The sequence below is a fragment of the Nonomuraea sp. B19D2 genome, assembly GCF_040137845.1.
Lineage (GTDB): Bacteria > Actinomycetota > Actinomycetes > Streptosporangiales > Streptosporangiaceae > Nonomuraea.
This window is the reverse complement of record NZ_JBEFAK010000026.1, coordinates 137,090-154,891: the sequence shown is the minus strand read 5'-3', so window position 1 is coordinate 154,891 and position 17,802 is coordinate 137,090. Positions and strand designations below refer to the sequence as shown.

At 68.0% G+C, this 17,802-nt stretch carries 15 protein-coding genes, 1 pseudogene and 1 riboswitch; of the genes and pseudogenes, 10 read left to right on the top strand and 6 right to left on the bottom strand.

The window, feature by feature from the left end:
• Window positions 1-220: 220 nt before the first annotated feature.
• The 3 genes and pseudogenes from ABN273_RS37435 to ABN273_RS37425 form a co-directional block, all read right to left on the bottom strand.
• Window positions 221-1,715 (bottom strand): annotated as a pseudogene (locus ABN273_RS37435) (ISKra4 family transposase).
• A gap of 76 nt (window positions 1,716-1,791) precedes the next feature.
• Complete coding sequence (locus ABN273_RS37430; RefSeq protein WP_349453861.1) at window positions 1,792-3,462, bottom strand: ISL3 family transposase; 1,671 nt, start codon at window positions 3,460-3,462, stop codon at window positions 1,792-1,794.
• Between the two features lie 171 nt (window positions 3,463-3,633).
• Complete coding sequence (locus ABN273_RS37425) at window positions 3,634-4,278, bottom strand: transposase (protein WP_349453860.1); 645 nt, start codon at window positions 4,276-4,278, stop codon at window positions 3,634-3,636.
• Window positions 4,279-4,775: 497 nt separating this feature from the next.
• Between ABN273_RS37425 and ABN273_RS37420 the strand changes: the two genes are divergently transcribed.
• The 8 genes from ABN273_RS37420 to ABN273_RS37385 all read left to right on the top strand — a co-directional run bounded on the left by ABN273_RS37420 (window position 4,776) and on the right by ABN273_RS37385 (window position 11,546).
• Entirely contained in the window at window positions 4,776-6,179 is a 1,404-nt protein-coding gene (locus tag ABN273_RS37420; RefSeq protein ID WP_349453859.1) for an MBL fold metallo-hydrolase, read from the top strand.
• Window positions 6,176-6,748 (top strand): rhodanese-like domain-containing protein, encoded by a 573-nt coding sequence (locus ABN273_RS37415; RefSeq protein ID WP_349453858.1) that lies wholly within the window; start codon window positions 6,176-6,178, stop codon window positions 6,746-6,748. The genes ABN273_RS37420 and ABN273_RS37415 overlap by 4 nt, the downstream gene beginning before the upstream one ends.
• Before the next feature lie 235 nt (window positions 6,749-6,983).
• A complete protein-coding gene (locus tag ABN273_RS37410) occupies window positions 6,984-7,775 on the top strand; it encodes a transporter substrate-binding domain-containing protein (RefSeq protein WP_349453857.1) in 792 nt (263 codons plus the stop codon).
• A complete protein-coding gene (locus ABN273_RS37405; protein WP_349453856.1) occupies window positions 7,775-8,422 on the top strand; it encodes an amino acid ABC transporter permease in 648 nt (215 codons plus the stop codon). The genes ABN273_RS37410 and ABN273_RS37405 overlap by 1 nt, the downstream gene beginning before the upstream one ends.
• Complete coding sequence (locus ABN273_RS37400) at window positions 8,419-9,159, top strand: amino acid ABC transporter ATP-binding protein (RefSeq protein ID WP_349453855.1); 741 nt, start codon at window positions 8,419-8,421, stop codon at window positions 9,157-9,159. The genes ABN273_RS37405 and ABN273_RS37400 overlap by 4 nt, the downstream gene beginning before the upstream one ends.
• A complete protein-coding gene (locus tag ABN273_RS37395; RefSeq protein ID WP_349453854.1) occupies window positions 9,156-10,325 on the top strand; it encodes an aminotransferase class V-fold PLP-dependent enzyme in 1,170 nt (389 codons plus the stop codon). The genes ABN273_RS37400 and ABN273_RS37395 overlap by 4 nt, the downstream gene beginning before the upstream one ends.
• A gap of 128 nt (window positions 10,326-10,453) precedes the next feature.
• Window positions 10,454-10,981, top strand: coding sequence for a carboxymuconolactone decarboxylase family protein (locus ABN273_RS37390; RefSeq protein WP_349453853.1), 528 nt, complete (start codon window positions 10,454-10,456; stop codon window positions 10,979-10,981).
• A 205-nt stretch (window positions 10,982-11,186) separates the two neighbouring features.
• Window positions 11,187-11,546 carry a BlaI/MecI/CopY family transcriptional regulator gene (locus ABN273_RS37385; protein ID WP_349453852.1) on the top strand — a complete coding sequence of 120 codons (360 nt, stop codon included), beginning with the start codon at window positions 11,187-11,189 and terminating at the stop codon, window positions 11,544-11,546.
• Between the two features lie 252 nt (window positions 11,547-11,798).
• Here the strand turns inward: ABN273_RS37385 and ABN273_RS37380 are convergent, their stop codons facing one another.
• Window positions 11,799-12,188, bottom strand: a complete 390-nt coding sequence (locus ABN273_RS37380; RefSeq protein ID WP_349453851.1) for a hypothetical protein — start codon at window positions 12,186-12,188, stop codon at window positions 11,799-11,801.
• A gap of 221 nt (window positions 12,189-12,409) precedes the next feature.
• Here ABN273_RS37380 and ABN273_RS59775 point away from each other — a divergent pair, with 221 nt between their 5' ends.
• Complete coding sequence (locus ABN273_RS59775; protein WP_502911185.1) at window positions 12,410-12,934, top strand: universal stress protein; 525 nt, start codon at window positions 12,410-12,412, stop codon at window positions 12,932-12,934.
• Between the two features lie 68 nt (window positions 12,935-13,002).
• Complete coding sequence (locus tag ABN273_RS37375) at window positions 13,003-15,702, top strand: heavy metal translocating P-type ATPase (RefSeq protein ID WP_349453850.1); 2,700 nt, start codon at window positions 13,003-13,005, stop codon at window positions 15,700-15,702.
• Between the two features lie 205 nt (window positions 15,703-15,907).
• Here the strand turns inward: ABN273_RS37375 and ABN273_RS37370 are convergent, their stop codons facing one another.
• Window positions 15,908-16,558, bottom strand: a complete 651-nt coding sequence (locus ABN273_RS37370) for a CHAP domain-containing protein (protein ID WP_349453849.1) — start codon at window positions 16,556-16,558, stop codon at window positions 15,908-15,910.
• A gap of 15 nt (window positions 16,559-16,573) precedes the next feature.
• Window positions 16,574-16,718: riboswitch (cyclic di-AMP (ydaO/yuaA leader) on the bottom strand.
• A 510-nt stretch (window positions 16,719-17,228) separates the two neighbouring features.
• Complete coding sequence (locus tag ABN273_RS37365; protein WP_349453865.1) at window positions 17,229-17,801, bottom strand: TetR/AcrR family transcriptional regulator; 573 nt, start codon at window positions 17,799-17,801, stop codon at window positions 17,229-17,231.
• Window position 17,802: the final 1 nt, after the last annotated feature.

Sequence of the window (17,802 nt, the reverse complement as noted above, 5' to 3'; positions counted from 1 at the left end):
CACGCGGTGACCTGATCACCGCGCAACGGTACGGCGAGCGGATCGCCCGGCTGACTCAGCGGTGGGTCAACGCCGTGCCGTATGAGACCTCCCGGATGACCGAACACGAAGCCCGCGCCCTGTCGGCTTCCCTCAGAGAGACGGGTGATGCACCGGCAGCGCTGACCGGCGCCTGACGTCGCCCGATTCCCTTCGGTAGAGTCCTCAGTGACCAGGTTGATCAAGCTGTGAGGGTGTATCCGGCCTGCTCACGGGCTTGGTAGAGGCGCTGTTGTTCGCGGTTGAAGTGGAAGGTGTGGTAGGCGGCCAGGTCTCCGTTGGAGATCACGGCGCGGAGTTTGAGGATGGCTTCGGCTCCGGCCAGGCCCCAGCGGGTGCCGGTGATCTCCAACCGATCGCAGACGAGGTGGCGGGCTGTTCCCTCCACGACGCCGGTGGCGATCGGCCAGCCCTCGGACAGGGCGTGGGCGTAGTCGAGATAGTCGCGGTGGTTGGTCAGGTAGCGGGCGGCGGCGTTCAGCCCGTCGCGCTGGCCGGTGGGCAGGGCTGCGGCCTGGGCTTGCAGGTCGTCGATCACCTGGTCGAGGCGACCGGCCAGCAGTCCCAGCGCCCAGGCGGCGACCCGCTCTTCGGCGGCTGGATCGTCGGGAGTGTGCAGGCAGCGTGCTGCCCGCCAAAGATACTCCAGCACGTGGGTCAGGTCGCAGACGATGGGCAGGCCGATGCCGCGCCGGGCGGCTTGCTCACCGACCAGCTCGATCTGGTGCAGGTCCCCGTCGACCAGCGCGACCCAGGGCCGCACGTGGGCCGGGTCGCGGGCGTGGGCCTGGTCGAAGGCGGTGGCGATCACCGCCTGGGCGTTGTGGCGGACCGACCCGTAGATCCATTTGCCGGTGGCCTCGGGCCCAGGCCGCTGGGGGCGGTCCGGGCTGCGGGGACCGAGGCTGATCACGTCGTGCGGGCGGCGGGGCGAGGCAACGGCGTCATGGACCACGGCCAGGGTGGCCATCCGCTTGCGGCAGCGTTTCTCCCCGCCGGCCAGACGGGTGCGAAAGCGCGCCTGGTGCGCGGTGGCGGCTTTGCGGGTGGCCGGGCGCAAGCCTTCGGGCCGCATGACGATTCCTTTGCCATCGAAGGTGAGCAGCAGCAGCTCTTCGGCGGTGCGCGGGATCGGGACGCGGGTGGCGTAGAAGGCCTCCACGTCAGCTGCGGCGGCCACCACCAGGTCCTGGATCTGCCGTTTGCCGATCACCGGGCCGCACCGGGCGGTGATCGCCGCGTGCGCGGCATCGAAGCTGCCGCGCACCGCCTCGGTCACGGCCAGTCGGGTCAGGCCGTGGCTGTGCCGCCCGGCAGGCAGCGCCAGCTGCTCATCGGCCGGGTAACGGTTACGCTGCCCCGGCACCCGGATCGCGCAGCGCTTCACGCTCACGACACCCACCACCGTGGCCAGCAGCCGCCGGTGCCCCTTCTCTAAACGGCCGACGCGATGCCCAGCCGTCAAAGCGGCTTCTTCCCGCGCGGCACGCAGGTCCAGATGGTCTTGCAGCAGCTGCCGCAGCACCTCCCGGCCCGCAGTGGCGCACAGCTCTTCCACCTGCGCGTGAGTCAACTCGGCCGTCTGTGGGGCGGTGAGCTCGGCCACCAGAAGATCGAAGGAATTTCTCGGACGTTGCAAAGAAGTCAGCGGTGGGCGCGGTGTCGTACGGTTCCATCACGGCGGCTTGATTTTGCTGGCGAGTAGCGGATCTGGCTCAAAGTCCGTGACGCGGTGACGATGCGTGATGATCGTCAGGTGGTGAGGAGCACTCGTTTGCGAAGGAGTGGGAAGCTGGCGCGGCCGAACATTTGGCGTTTGAGCATTTTGATGCGGTTGACGTGGCCTTCCACCGGGCCGGAGCTCCAGGGCAGGGTCAGGCCTGCGGTCACGGCGTCGAGGTCGCGTTCGAGGCCGTTGGCGAAGGCGTGAAGCGCGGGCAGGTCTTCGGCTTTCACCGCGGTGAGCCAGCCGGGAAGGTCGTGGCCTCGGCGTTGGGTGAGCATGATGGCGAAGGAGCGGACGTGTTTGAGGAGCGCGGTCAGTTCCGGGCAGCGGTCCAGGACGTTCTTGAGCTGGAATTGGTGAGCTTCTTCGAGCCGGTCGGGGTGGGTGGCCAGCCAGCCGGTGATCTTGCGGACCGATGGCGCTGGCGAGGCGACAGGACGCGGCGCGCGCAGGGGCCGTAGGTAGTTGCTGAGTGCGCCGTAGCTGCCGCGGTAGCCGAGCGCGGTGATCTCTTTCAGCAGGCGGGTGGCGTTGCGTTCGCCCTCTTGCCAGCGCTGGTTCAGGTAGGGCTTGAAGTCGTCGACCACGCTGGGCTTGTTGGTCCACTGTCCCCACAACAATTCCTCGGGTGAGGCGGCGTGCGCGTAGCGGATCACGGTGCGGTGGGTCATCCCGAGTTGGCGGGCGATGGCTCGCAGGCTGTGCCCGGCCGCCTTCAGTTCGTGGATTCTGGCGTGCTTGGCCCGGGTGCGGTCAGCGAACCGCGTCGAGCCTTGGCGGGCGGTGTTCTGCATTGTCGATGCCTGCTCGGGCTGCTCGGGCTGCTCGGGCTGCTCGGGAACGTCGGTCTGGGGGTCTGACAAGCAGGAGCGATGCCGGGAAACCGACCGTTCCACGGCCTGGATCAGGTTGTGCCACAAGTGCCAGCGATCGGCGCATTGCCTCGCCTGGGGCGCGCCTTTGACGGCGCCCTCGGCATAGGCACTGGCTCGATCCCGGCAGATCACTTCCACGTCGGGGTGGGCTCGAAGCCAGTCGGCGAGGGTGTCGGCCTGGCGGTCGAGCAGCAGGTCGATAGGCCGATGAGTGCCCATGTCGATCAGGACGATGCCGTAGCTGTTGCCCCGGCGGAGGGCGAAGTCGTCCACGCCCACTGCGGTGAGCCGGCCGATCTCGGGGTCCGGCAGGGCGTGGATCAGCCGGATCAGCGTGGAGCGGCCCGCCGCCAGGCCCAGCACCGACGCCAGCCGCGCTCCGGCGCGTCCGGCCAGCGCCAGGGCGATGGCCTCCAGCGCAGCGCGCAGCAGCGGTGTGCGGCGGGCGTACCGCTGGGTCAGCGTAGGGACCTGCTCGGCAAAGGTACGAACGTCGCAATCGGGGTTATCGCAGAAAAACCGGCGGACCTCCAGCTCGACCAGTATGGGCTGGCCTGAGACCGGCAGGTCGTGCAGACGGCGACGGTAGCGGCTGTGCCGCCTGTCTGCCGAGGTGGCGCATCGATGACATATCGCATACTCAGCTCTACTCCGAGCCATGATCAGCAGGCCACCTTGATCCTCCTCGATGGCGTCTACGTACACCTGGCTGAGATGCGGGAACAGCAGAAGAATGCAGCAGGCTTCCTCGCCTGCCGGGGCATGCTGCACAATGACCTCGCGGCCGCTCGTGATGATCAGTTCCGGGATGAACCGGATCATGACGACGCGGCCGCTCTCCTGCGCGTCGAGTTACGAAATCGCGATCACCTGACGATCGACTGCACCGGGCAACGTGATCACAGATCGTGACGACTTCACGGACTTTGAGCCAGATCCCGAGTAGCGGATCTGGCGCAAAGTCCGTGAAGCGGTGACGGTGCGTAATGATCGTTAGGTTGTGAGGAGCACTCGTTTGCGGAGGAGGAGAAAGCCGGCACGGCCGAACATCTGGCGCTTGAGCATCTTGATGCGATTGACGTGGCCTTCCACCGGGCCGGAACTCCAGGGCAGGGTCAGGCCTGCGGTGACGGCGTCGAGGTCGCGTTCGAGGCCGCCTGCGAAGGCGTGAAGTGCGGGCAGGTCATCGGCTCTCACCGCAGCGAGCCAGCCGGGAAGGTCTTGGCCTCGGCGTTGGGTGAGCATGATGGCGAAGGTGCGGACGTGCTTGAGAAGTGCGGTCAGTTCCGGACAGCGGTCCAGGACGGTTGCGAGTTGGAGTTGGTGCGCGTCTTCGAGCCGGTCGGGATGGGTGGCGAGCCAGCCGGTGACCTTGCGGACCGAAGGTGCCGGCGGGGCGACAGGGCGGGCCGCGCGCAGGGGGCGTAAGTAGGTGCTGAGCGCGCCGTAGCTGCCGCGGTAGCCGAGCGCGGTGATCTCTTTCAGCAGGCGGGTGGCGTTGCGTTCGCCTGCTTGCCACCGCTGGTGAAGGTAGGGCTTGAAGTCGTCGACGGCGCTGGGCTTGTTGGTCCATTGGCCCCATAACAGTTCCTCGGGTGAGGCGGCGTGCGCGTAGCGGATCACGGTGCGGTCGCCCATCCGGAGCTGGCGGGCGATGGCTCGCAGGCTGTGCCCGGCAGCCTTCAGCTCGTGGATTCGGGCGTGTTTGGCGCGGGTGCGCTCGGCGAATCGTGTCGAGCCCTGGCGGGCGCTGGTTTGCGCTGTCGATGGTCGTTCGGGTTGCTCGGGTCCATCGTCTGGAGGGTCTGATAAGCAGGAGCGATGTCGGGTGACCGACCGTTCCACGGCCTGGACCAGGTTGTGCCACAGGTGCCAGCGATCAGCACACTGGGTGGCCTGGGGCGCGCCTTTGACGGCGCCCTCGGCATAGGCGCTGGACCGGGCCGGTTTCAAGATCATATCGACCGGGTTGCAGCAGTGTCAGGTGGCGCGTGAGCGTGGCGAGGAGCCGCCGATCAGCGCCGAGCGTTTGGAGAAGCTGTTCCTCGCTCTTTCGTGACCTCTTGATAGGTAAGGCGGGCATGTACCCGTCTGTCTTCAAAATACCCCCGGGGGTATAAGAAAGGAGTGCAAAGATGACGATCCAGGTCGAGGTGATTGAGACCTCTTCCCTGGGGGATCGCAGCTATCTGGCCCATGACGGGCGGGTCGCGGTGGTGATCGACCCCCAGCGCGACATCGACCGCGTCCTCGCCCTGGCCGGACGGCTGGGCGTGCGTGTCACCCATGTGGCGGAGACCCACCTGCACAACGACTACGTCTCCGGCGGTCTGGCGCTGGCCAGGGTGAGCGGGGCGGCGTACCTGGTGGCCCGGGCCGAGGAGGTCGCCTTCGACCGCGTGCCGGTCACCGACGGCGACCGGATCGCCGTCTCCGGGCAGATGCGGCTGGACGCGGTGGGCACGCCGGGACACACCTTCCACCACCTGTCCTACGTGCTGGCCGGCCCGGACGGGCCGGAGGGGGTGTTCACCGGGGGGTCGCTGCTGTTCGGCAGCACCGGGCGTACCGATCTCCTGGGCGCCGAGCACGCCCGGACCCTGGCCCACCACCAGCACGCATCCGCGCGGCGGCTGGCCGATCTGCTGCCCGACGGCGCGCGGATCTGGCCCACGCACGGGTTCGGCAGCTTCTGCGCGGCCACGCAGTCCGACGCGGCCGGCTCGACCATCGGCCGGGAGAAGGACGTCAACACGGTGCTGCGGCTGGAGGCCGACGACTTCGTCGCCCACGTCCTGGACGGGCTGGACGCCTACCCGGCCTATTACGCCCACATGGGGGCGCGCAATGCCGCTGGCGCGGAGCCGATCGACCTGACCCCGGTTCGACCGGCCGACAGTGCAGAGCTGCGGGCACGCGTTCGGGCCGGTGAATGGGTGGTGGACCTGCGCTCGCGCAAGGCCTTCGCGCACCGGCACCTGGCCGGCACGCTCAGCTTCGGCCTGGACGGCCCGATGGCGACCTGGCTGGGCTGGCTGGCACCCTGGGGTGCGCCCATCACGCTGCTCGGCGAGTCGGCCGAGCAGGTCGCCGCCGCCCAGCGTGAGCTGGCACGCATCGGCATCGACCGCCCGACCGCCGCAGCGACCGGCGCTGTTGAGCAGTGGGCCGGGCACGACCAGGACCTGCTCGCGGGACTGACCACCGCGACCTTCGCCGACCTGGCCGCCTCCCGCGCGGGCAGCCCGGCCGGTGACCTGCCCGCGCCGGGCGTGGTGCTGGACGTGCGGATGGGCAACGAATGGCGGGCCGGCCACGTGGCCGATGCCGTGCACATCCCGCTGCCCGAGCTGCCAGGACGCCTGCGCGAGGTGCCAGGGGGAACGGTGTGGGTGCACTGCGGCACCGGCTACCGGGCCGCGGCGGCGGCGAGCCTGCTGGCCCGCGCCGGCCGCCGCGTGGTGCACATCGACGACGCCTACGCCCGAGCCGCCGACGCCGGCCTGCCCATCACCACCCCCGACGAGGAGACCTCTTGACCACCATCGGCACCGCCGAGCTGGGACACCTGCTCAAATCCGGCGACGTGCCACGGCTGATCGACGTGCGGACACCCGGCGAGTTCGAGGCCGCGCACATTCCCGGCTCTCGTAACGTACCTCTGGACCTGCTGCGCCATCATCTCGACGAGTTGCGACCCCACCTGGACAAGCAGGCGGTGCTGATCTGCCGCTCGGGGCAGCGCGCCATTCTCGCCGCCCAAGCCCTGGCCGGCGCGGGACTGCCCGGCCTGCGCGTCCTCGAGGGCGGGCTGCTCGCCTGGCAGACCGCCGGCGCGCCCGTGGAGCTCGGACGCCCGCGCTGGGATCTCGAACGCCAGGTCCGCCTCGTCGCCGGCTCCATCGTGCTGGTCGCGATCCTGGCCAGCGTCGCCTTCCCAGCGGCCAAGTGGCTCGCGGCGTTCATCGGTGGCGGGCTGGTGTTCGCCGCGGTCTCGGGTACGTGCGCCATGGGCATGGCGCTGGCCAGGCTGCCCTTCAACCGCGGCCCTCGTGCCGACCTCGCAAGCGTGTTGGGCGGCCTGGCCGCGGACGGAAAGGTCGCGTGAGCAGCCGGTCCCGTGCCCTCGCCGCGGGCGATGGAAAGGGGTCGTGCTAGCCGTGTCGTCCAGTGCCAGCGCGCCGTAGCAGACGGCGAACGCTGCCTCCCACGCAGACACGACACAAATGGCACACTTCGGTTTGTCCGAAAATTACCCCTTAGGGGTACTTGACGAAATGCGCGGGCCGGAGAGACCGTAGACCAGACGGCTGTACCCCCCAGAGGTATGAAGGGTCTACGCCATGATCCGCTCCTCAATCCCCATCGTCCTGATCGCCGCAGTCGCCGGATGCGGGTCCGGCCAGGCCCAGACTGATCTCCTCCAACGAGTCAAGACCGCAGGCGTCATCCGGGTGGCGCAGACCCAGGCCAACCCGCCGTGGAACTTCCTGGAGAACGGCAAGCCCGCAGGGTATGACGTCGACGTGGCCAACGAACTGGCCGAACGGCTCGGGATCGCCAAGGTCGAGTTCGTCCCCTCGAACTTCCAGAGCTTCATCGCCGGGGTCCAGGCGGGCAGGTTCGACGCGGTGATCTCGGGCCAGACCATCACCGACGAGCGGAAGAAGCAGGTCGACTTCTCCCGCCCCTACGAGGTCAACGGCATTTCCATCTTCGTGGCGGCCGGGTCGGACATCGGCGGGCTGGCCGACCTGAACGGTAAGAAGGTCGCGGTCACCGCGGGCACGACCCAAGCCGCATTCGCCAAGAAGTCGATCCCGGGCGCCGACATCAAGACCTACGACAACGCCACGCTCGGCCTGACCGAGGTGGCCAGGAGCCGGGCAGACGCCGCGCTGGTCTCCCGCTTCCAGGGCGCCTTCCTTGCTCAGAAGAACTCACTCGCGGTGAAGCCGGCGGGTCCGCTGCTGGAATCAGAGGTCAACGGCATCTCCTTCGCCAAGGGCTCGGCGACCTTCAAGCAGGCCGTGGACAAGGCCCTGGGCGACATGATCTCCGACGGCACGCTCAGCGCGATCTCGAAGAAGTGGCTCGGCGGCCTCGACATGGCCGAACAGCTCAAGGGGGTCTGATGGACCTCCTGATCGACTTCCTGCCCGACCTGCTCACCGGTCTCGGCGTCACGATCGTGCTCGGCGTGGTCTCGTTCATCCTCGGCAGCGCGGTGGGCGCCCTGGTGACGCTCGCGCGCATCTCGTCCAGTCGCACGCTGCGGACGCTGGCCGCCGCCTACGTGTCGGTGTTCCGGGGTACGCCGCTGCTCATCCAGATCATGATCGTCTACTTCGGGCTGCCGCAGCTCGGACTCGAGATCCCGCCCATCCCCTCCGCGATCATCGCCTTCACCCTGTTCAGCGCCGCGTACCTGAGCGAGAACTTCCGTGCCGGGGTGCTCGGCGTGGACCGCGGCCAGTGGGAGGCGGCTGCCTCGATGGCCATGCCGTACTGGAAGACACTGCGCCGGATCATCTTCCCGCAGGCGATCAGGATCGCGACCCCGGCCGTGGGGAGCAGGTTCGTCGCACTGATGAAGGACACCTCGCTCGCCTCGGCGGTCACCGTCGTCGAGCTGACCCGGGTGGCCGAGGGCATCGGCACCTCGACCTTCCGCTACATGGAGGCGCTGTTGCTGGTCGGACTCCTGTACTGGCTGGTCAACACGCTGCTGCAGATCGGCCAGCAGGCGCTGGAGCGGCGGATGAGGAGGGCGTACGCATGATCGTCAGCGTTCGTGGGTTGCGTAAGCGCTTCGGGGACCTGGAGGTGCTCAAGGGCGTCGACCTCGATGTGGGGCGAGGCGAGGTGGTCGTGGTCATGGGCCCGTCCGGCTCGGGCAAGACCACGCTGATCCGCTGCCTGAACCTGCTCGAGGAGCCGGAGGCCGGCACGGTCAGCGTCTGCGGCACCGAGCTGGCCTGTGGCGTGCGTCACCCGGCCGGGCAGGTCCGGGAGCTGCGTCGCCGTACTGCCATGGTCTTCCAGCAGTTCAACCTGTTCCCGCACCTGACTGCCCTGCAGAACGTCATGGAGGGTCCGGTCTCCGTACGGCGGGTCCCGCGCGCCCAGGCGGCGGCGCGGGGGCGGGAACTGCTGGCCCGGGTGGGGCTGGCGGACAAGTGCGACTGCTATCCGGCGAAGCTGTCGGGCGGGCAGAAGCAGCGGGTCGCGATCGCCCGGGCGCTGGCCATGGAGCCCGAGGTGATCCTGTTCGACGAGCCGACCTCGGCGCTCGACCCCGAGCTGCACGCGGAGGTGCTCCAAGTGATGCGCGAGCTCGCGCGAGAAGGGATGACGATGGTGGTGGTGACGCACGAGACCGCGTTCGCGCGGGAGGTGGCCGACCGGGTCGTGTTCATGGACGGCGGCACCGTGATCGAAGAAGGACCGCCATCGCGGTTCTTCACCACGCCCGATCATCCGCGGGTCCGGGCCTTCCTGCGGCTGGTGGCCTCATGATCGACGTGGCTGCGGCCCGGGCCCTGACGCCCGGCGTCGTAAAGGTCGCTCATTTCAACAACGCGGGATCCGCGTTGCCGTCGAGCGGTGTGCTGTCCACCGTCATCGACCACTTGCGGCTGGAAGCGGAAATAGGCGGATACGAGGCGGCGGCGAAGGCCGCCGATCGGCTTGCCGAGGTCCACGCCTCGGCGGCCCACCTGCTGAACTGCTCGCCGGACGAGATCGCACTCGTCGACAGCGCGACCCGCGCGTGGGACCTGGCCTTCTACGCGGTGCCCTGGCAGGCCGGCGACCGCATCCTCACCAGCAAGGCGGAGTACGCCAGCAACTTCATCGCCTACCTCCAGGTCGCCGAGCGCTTCGGAGTCCAGGTGGACGTGGTCCCCAACGACGGGCTCGGCCAGATCTCCATCGACGCGCTTCGCCGGATGGCCGACGAGCGCGTCCGGCTCATCTCGCTCACACACATCCCGACCAACGGCGGCCTCGTCAACCCGGCCGCAGAGGTGGGCAAGGTGGCGTCGGACGCCGGCGCGCTGTTCCTGCTGGACGCGTGCCAATCGGTCGGCCAGCTGCCGATCGACGTCGAGCTGATCGGCTGCGACCTGCTGTCCACTACTGGCCGCAAGTATCTGCGTGGCCCCCGCGGTACGGGCCTGCTCTACGTACGCCGGGCGGCGCTCGACCGGCTCGACCCGCCCTTCCTGGACCTTCACGGCGCCTGCTGGGCTGCACCCTCACGCTACGAGGTGCAGCCGGGCGCGCGCCGCTTCGAGAGCTGGGAGTACGGGGTGGCCACCCGGCTCGGGTTAGGCGCGGCCATCGACGAGGCGCTCAGCTGGGGGCTGGAGAACATCCGGGATCGGGTCTACACGCTCGCCGGCCACCTGCGGGAGGAGCTGACGGAACTGCCGGGCTGCCAGGTGCACGATCAAGGAGCCGAGCGGTGTGGCATCGTCACCTTCACCCTGGACGGCGCGTCGGCTGACGAGGTCAAGGCACGGCTGGGCGCTCAGTCGATCAACGTCAGCGTTTCGCGCGTGCCGTCGACGCGGCTCGACATGACGGATCGCGGCCTGGGAGAGCTGGTACGTGCCTCCGTGCACTACTACAACACGGAGGAGGAGGTAGCCCAGCTCTGCGCGGTTCTGCGTGAAAGGTAGACCTCCCCTGGTGGGAAGACGGCGCGCGAGAGCAGCCAGCAAAGACATCCTCCGGTCGAGGAGCAGCCTCTAATTACCCTGCGGGGGTATAGTATGCATCGTTAGAGCCTGCGAAGAGGAGAAATGAAGTGCGCCGACTGAACGCCCTCAACCCCACTGAAGCGCCGGAGAAGTCACGAGAACTACTTGACGACATCATCAGCCGCAGGGGCTCAGTCGGCGAGATGGTTTCGACCATGGCGCACTCGCCGGCCCTGCTCCAGGGCTACCTGGAGCTGTCGAGGGCCATGAAGCGCAGCAAGCTGCCGCGCACCCTCAGCGAGAAGATCTCACTCGCCCTGCAGGAGTGGATCGGTTGCGGGCTCTGCCTCGACGCACACGCCGCGGCGGGCCGGGCGGCGGGGTTGAGCGAGGCCGACATCACCCTCGCCCGCCAGGGCACCTCCACTGATGCCCGGGAAGCAGCGCTGATCGCGGTGGCCACCCGCGTGCTGGCCGAGCCGTCATCACTGACAGACGAGGATGTCGCCGAGCTAAGGGCTCATGGCTGGAGCGATCGAATCATCGCGGAGATCCCCGGCCTGGTTGCCCTTAACTTGCTGACCGGCTCCTTCAACCTGCTTGCCGGTCTGAAACCAGCCGACAAGACCGCATAAGGCGTTCGCCCTGGGAACGGCTGTCCGCAAGAGAGACGCCGTTGCACGGTCTAGCACTGACAGTCGCAGTTCACGCCGGTGGCCAGATCCCCTTCCTCCTGCAACTGAATCCCGGGGCCGGAGTCGGCGCACCGATGGGCTGCCACCAGCTCCTTCACTCGATCTACTACGATGGATAGCAGATTAAGGGGCAAGGGAGCATGTGATGCGCCATCTCGGCGAGCTGGAGTCTGCGATCATGGAGCACGTCTGGTCCTGTGACGCGCCTGTCTCGGTCCGAGAAGTACTCCATGGGCTGCGACGGGACAAGGTCCTTGCGTACACCACGGTCATGACCGTCATGGACAAGCTCCACAAGAAGGGCCTCCTGCGGCGCTCCCAGGTCCGCCGGGCCTATCTGTACGAACCCGTAATGAGCCACGAGGCCTACAGCGCCCAGCTCATGCGGGAGGCGCTGGCGCAAGGTGGGAATCAGGCGATGGCACTGGTCCACTTCTTGGAACGGCTCAGCCCTGAGGAGCATGCCGCACTCGACGTCGCCCTGTACAAGACGGCCCGGCGTTGATCGTCGCCGTCGCCCTGGCGGCGTACACCGCTCTGATCGCCTTCGGACTGCCCAGACTCATCACCCGCAGCAGGAGGCTACGTGCTGCCCCACGCCTGTCGATCTTGTTGAGCCTGTTGCTGGGGGCGCCCCGCAGGGCATTCGGATCTTCGCGTCGTGATGGGCGCTACGGGAACTTCCCCCGCCACACCACCCCGACAGTGTTTTCTCCTACCCGCCCTAGTCGCCATGAATACGCAGTTGCATACCTCGTCATGTTCGCTCGAGCGTCGGACATGATCTCAATGCCGCAAGTCGTCGCCGTAGCGCCATAGCGAGGATGGCCAGGGAGCCGATCGCGAGGACCGGCTGGATGGGCGCGAAGTAGGTCAAGGCCCCGGACGTCCCCAGCGCCAGCACAACAAGCTTGTTGCAGACGGGACAACCGACCGCGAACGCCGAGATCAACCCGCCGATGAAGGTCTTGGACTCCTGAGGCGCGCGTACCCGAACCGGCGCCACATAGGTGGCTGCGATCAGACCCGTCAGGATCGCACTGGTCATCCAGACGGGGTAATTCCACCACAGCACCGGCGTCATCCGAGTGAACCATGAGGTTTCGATGATCGCTGTCGGCACGCCGATCAAAGCAGCAGCGATCATGGTCACTCCGACCGCAACAACCCATTGCCGCCAAGTCCATAGCCGCATCATGCAGTCCGATCCCAGAAGCTACTATGAAACATAGTATCTAGATTGTTTGAGCTACAAGCGGTCCCGGTCCGAACTTTGAGTCGTGTCGCACGTACGCCAGCGTAGAAGGCTCCCTATATGCCGCACCCGCGCCGGGGATAACATTTGTGTTGAGGCAGGTGGTGGCCTGTATGAACGCGAACGGCGACTACCCACATCCCACGCAAGACACAGGGCCACGCGTAGTGGTCGCGCTGGACGGATCGCTGGCGAGTCTGGCGGCTTTGCGCTACGCGGTCGACGAGGCCCGACGCCGTGGCGCATCCCTGTACGCGGTCCGCGTGCTCCCCGGCGCCGGCGCTCTACCAGGTCTCGACAGCGGAAACGAGTTCTTCTCGCGCATGCGGAAGGGAGTGTGGATCTCCTTCCAGGAAGCGATGGGGCATGTTCCGGCCGATATCGAGGTGAGCGCGTTGGTCGCCCGGGGTGAACCCGGCCCAGCCCTAGTCCATCTCGCTGACCGAGAGGACGATCTACTCGTGCTGGGCGGGGCAGAGGGGAGAATGCTACGCCGATGGTGCGGCGCGGCCACGAGTCGCTACTGCGTCACTTACAGCAAGTGTCCGGTGCTCACCGTGCCACTCCCGACACGACTGCGGGCCTTGTCCCGTTTCAGAGTCCGTCGGCGTGAATTGGACCGCTTGCTCCGGGGCTGACGAACGCCTGGCGACCAGCAGGCACCCGACCATGACCGTGTACGGGACTCGAGGGGAAGCGAAGTCTCGTGATTGAAACCGACTGGGTCGTCATCGTCGTCTCCGCGGGGCTGATCGCCTTCCTCGCCTGGTACTTCTTCGGCCCGAGAAAGAGCCGCCTCGCCGACCTCCGTGACGGGGTGCAAGAGGTCGAGGTCACCGTCAAGGGCGGGTATTCGCCAGATCTCATCCGCGCCCGCCAGGGCATGCCGCTCCGTCTGGTCTTCGACCGGCGCGAGGGCGGCGAGTGCACCTCTCACGTGGTGTTCCCGGACTTCGGAGTCGACCAGGCGCTACCAGCCTTCCAGCGCACCGCGGTCGAGCTGATCCCGGCTGAGGCCGGCGAGTACGGCTTCGCATGTGGCATGAACATGGTGCGCGGTCGCCTCATCGTCGAACCGGGCCCGAACGGACAGCTCCAGCGCGGCGAGACGCCGACGAAGGAGCGTCCCGAGAACGCAGCCGACCGGGAAGAGGCCGGCCTCGCCGAAGACGACACTGAGGCCGCGGATCGGCAGGCGGAGATCAGGGACCTTTCGTGGCGGGTGCTGATCGGGGCGGTGCTGACCGCGCCGGTGGCGCTGGCGGTGATGGCGCACGAGTTCTTCGGCGCTACCTGGGTGCCCAGCCTGCTGCTCGACCGCTGGGTTCAGCTCGCGCTGATCACGCCGGTGATGTTCTACGCGGGCTGGCCGATCCACCGGGTGGGCTGGCTGAGCCTGCGCCACCGGGCCGCGGAGATGAACAGCCTCATCACAATCGGCACGAGCGCCGCCTACGGCTACAGCCTGCTGGTCACCGCTGCCCCGGGGCTGCTACCGGCTGAGCTGCGGGACGTGTACTACGAGGCCGTCGGCGTCATCCTGACCCTGATCCTGCTCGGCCGACTCCTCGAATCGCGCGCCAAGGCCGGCACCGGGGAGGCGATCCGCAAGCTGATCGGCCTGCAGCCCAGAACCGCCCGGGTACGCCGGGACGACGCGGAGCGTGAGATTCCCATCGCCGAGGTGCTGCCCGGCGACCTGGTGATCGTCCGGCCGGGCGAGAAGGTGCCGGTGGACGGCGTGGTCGTCGACGGCCGTTCCACGTTGGACGAGTCCATGGTCACCGGCGAGTCGATCCCGGTGGAGAAAGAGCCCGGCGACCAGGTGGTGGGCGCGACCGTCAACCAGACCGGCGCGTTCACCTTCCGCGCCGAGAAGGTCGGCGCCCAAACCGTCCTGGCCCAGATCATCCACCTCGTCCGGGCGGCGCAGGCGTCCAGGGCGCCCATCCAGCGGCTGGCCGACCTGGTGTCGGGCTACTTCGTCCCGGCGGTGATGGCCATCGCCGTGGTCACATTCGCGGTGTGGTACGTCGCCGGCCCCTCCCCCGCATTCACGCTCGCCCTCGTGGCGGCGGTCTCGGTCCTCATCATCGCCTGCCCGTGCGCTCTCGGCCTGGCCACCCCGCTGTCCATCATGGTGGGCACCGGCAAGGGCGCCCAGGCCGGCATCCTGATCCGCGACGCCGCCGCCCTGGAGACCGCGCACAAGCTGGGCACGATCGTCCTGGACAAGACGGGCACCATAACCCGCGGCCGCCCGGCGCTCACCGACGTCGAGCCGACCGCCTCCTGGACCGCCGATGACCTCCTGCGTCTCGCCGCCTCTGCCGAACGCTCCTCCGAGCACCCGCTCGGCCAAGCCGTCGTCACCGGCGCAACCGAACGCGGCCTGCCCTTGACAGACCCTTCGGACTTCGACTCGGTCACCGGCAAGGGCCTCTCCGCCGCCGTCGAGGCGCGTCATGTGCTGGTCGGCGGCCGACGCCTGCTGGCCGACGCCGGCGTGCCCGCCGGGAGCCTCGAGCCGGCCGCCGATCGGCTCGCCGTGGCAGGCCGTACCCCGATCATGGTGGCCGCTGACGGAGAGCCCGCCGGGGTCCTCGGCGTGGCCGACACCGTCAAGGACGACTCCCTCGACGCCGTCGCCGCGCTCCAGCAGCTCGGCCTGCAGGTCGTGATGATCACTGGCGACAACCGGCGCACCGCCGAGGCGATCGCCCGCCAGGTCGGCATCACTCGCGTGCTTGCAGAGGTGCTGCCCCAGCACAAGGCCGCCGAGATCGCCCGGCTCCAAGGCGAGGGCCGTCGCGTCGGCATGGCCGGCGACGGCATCAACGATGCGCCTGCCCTGGCCCAGGCTGACGTCGGCTTCGCCATCGGCACCGGCACGGACGTGGCGATCGAGGCCTCCGACATCACGCTGATCTCTGGCGCGCTCGCCGGAATCGTCACCGCGGTGCGGCTCTCCCGCGCCACCATGCGCAACATCCGCCAGAACCTGTTCCTGGCCTTCGTCTACAACGCGGTCGGCATCCCCGTCGCCGCCGGCATCCTGTACCCGTTCCTCGGCATCCGGCTCTCCCCCATCATCGCCGCTGCCGCGATGGCACTGTCCTCGCTGTCGGTCGTCGGCAACGCCAACCGACTGCGCCGCTTCACCCCGCCATCTCTCCGGCCCACAGCGGAACCCCCGGCCGAACTGCCCGTCACCGTCGAGACAGGCGCCGAACCGGCGGAGACCGCCGATCCGGTCTGCGGCATGCAGGTCGACCCCGCCACCGCCGCCGCCTCACTGGAACGCGACGGCACCACCTACTGGTTCTGCTCCACCCACTGCCGTGACGCCTTCACCGCGCAGGGACCGCTGTCGCACTCGCATCGAAGTGGTCATGGCGACGATTGAGCATGGTCATCTCCTGACGTCGCCCCGGCGGCCTCCGCGCCGGCGGGCGCAGGAAGGCCGAGCATCGCGGCGAGCTTCGCCGTGGGGGTCTTCCGACCGACACCACACCGCACGCCTGAATGTCCCCGGAGGAGCACTTACGGTGCTGTTTCAAGGGACAGGTCAGGGCGGGACCTTCGTCGGTCCCGCCCCGGAATTAAGCCTGTCAGGCCTTGTACTGCGGGTAGCCGTAGCCCACGACCTGCGACGTGGGCCGGATCCGCTCCTCCACCTTGCCGTTGCCGGTGTTGCCCTCGACCGTGGTGATCGTGCCGTCTCCGTTGTCCTTCTTGACCAGGCCCATGTGGTCAATGCTGTCGACGGTCTTGTCGTCCCAGGAGAAGTAGACGACGGCGCCGGGCTTGGCGGCGGTCCCCCACCGGCCATTCTTCTGGAACCACTTGGCCCAGGTGATGGTGTAGGCGTCCCAGCCGACGGTAGGCCGGGCGCCGGCCTTCTCGCCGACCCAGGAGACGAACATCGCACACCATGGAGCGTTCACATATGCCTGGATGCTTCCGCCGTCGCGTGCCACGGTCTCCTGCGCACGAGGCGAGGACATGTACCACTGGTGGAACGGCGTCCCGCCTCCTGCGGCGTTCTCGGTCACGCCCACCTGGGATTCCGCGATCTTGATGACCGCGTCCGCCGCGACCTGGCCGGGCTTCTGCTGGGCGGCCTCGGCGGCATGCGCACGGTCGTTCTGGTGATCGGCGGCGAAGGCGGGGGTGCCAGTGATGAACGCGCCTGCGGTGACAGCGGCTGCGACCGCGATGTTCATCGGCTGGAGAGCGCGCGAAAGTACGGTCTTGGTCATGCTGGGGTTTGCTGCTCCTTGCTTCCATGCCGCCTACCGGGTTAGCTGACGGATTCGGGCCTGGAAGTGCCCTACGGAACTGCCTCGCGGGTGTTCCGATTCACCCCAAGAAATTGGGTCCCCGGTTCCGCTCTCTTCGCGGATTCGGCGGCCGCACCCTGCCCTGCGGGCATGCTGCCAGCGCAGGTAGAGCACGGTCTCGGCAATGAGAGACGCGCACCCGTAAAGGGTTCTAGTCGCGCGCCTCAAGTACCCCCAAAAGGTAAGTAATCCCCATAGAGGAGTGCAAGACAGGACCGAGACATCTCGGGTAAAACTCGCCAACATCCCTTACCAGGCAAGGGTTTTCAGTCCGAAATTCTTTACCTTCTTCCTCCCTCAACGCCGTCGGCGCGGTCCGGACGGTGGCCGCGGGACAGTTGCCCTCGACTCGCAGACCACCGCCGCCACGCTTCAACGCCTGCGCGATCAAGCAGCCAGAAAGGCCTGCAGCGTGGTCGGAGAGGGAAGGGCACATCCTCGACCTGATCGGCAAGGGGCTGACCAACAGGCAGATCGGCGAGCGGATTGTCGCACCACGGCGATCAATGGGATCCCGGCATCGTCAAGACAGGTAGCATCCGGCAAGGTCAGCGTCACGAGAGTCTCGTCGCATATCGAAGTTCGATGCCTACATGTCCGGGCCGGGTGGAAGAAGCCCGGTGACGACGAGGCCGATGACGGCGTCCCTGGCGCGGTCCTGCGGCCATTTGTGGCTCGCCCGCAGATGCACATATCCCCATCCAGCGGTGTTGAACAGGACCGTGGCGGTGATCGTGGGAGGCACCTGGCGTAGGGATCCATCCAGCGCGCCATCCCTGAGCACCCGGTCGAACGGACTGGCGAAGACGTCGACGACCATGGCCTCGGGGCCGGGCTCGTGGAACATCTCCCCGTGGGCGACATACATGCCGGCCAGCAGTTCCAGGTGCTGATCGGCCACCTGGAACATGGCCTCCAGCATGGCGCGCAGCCGCTCGACCGCATTGCCCGGGCTGGTGAGCGCGGGCCACAGCGCGGCGCGGAACTCATCCGCGGCTCGCGCGGCGAGAGCGCCCACCAGGTCGTCGCGACTGACACCCCTGCGGTGCAACGTCGTCCGGGAGATCCCGGCCTCATCGGCGACGCGCTCCAGGGTGAGGCCTGCCAGACCCCATCGGGACACGGCGGCGGCAGTGGCGTCAACCAGGGAGGGTTCGATCATG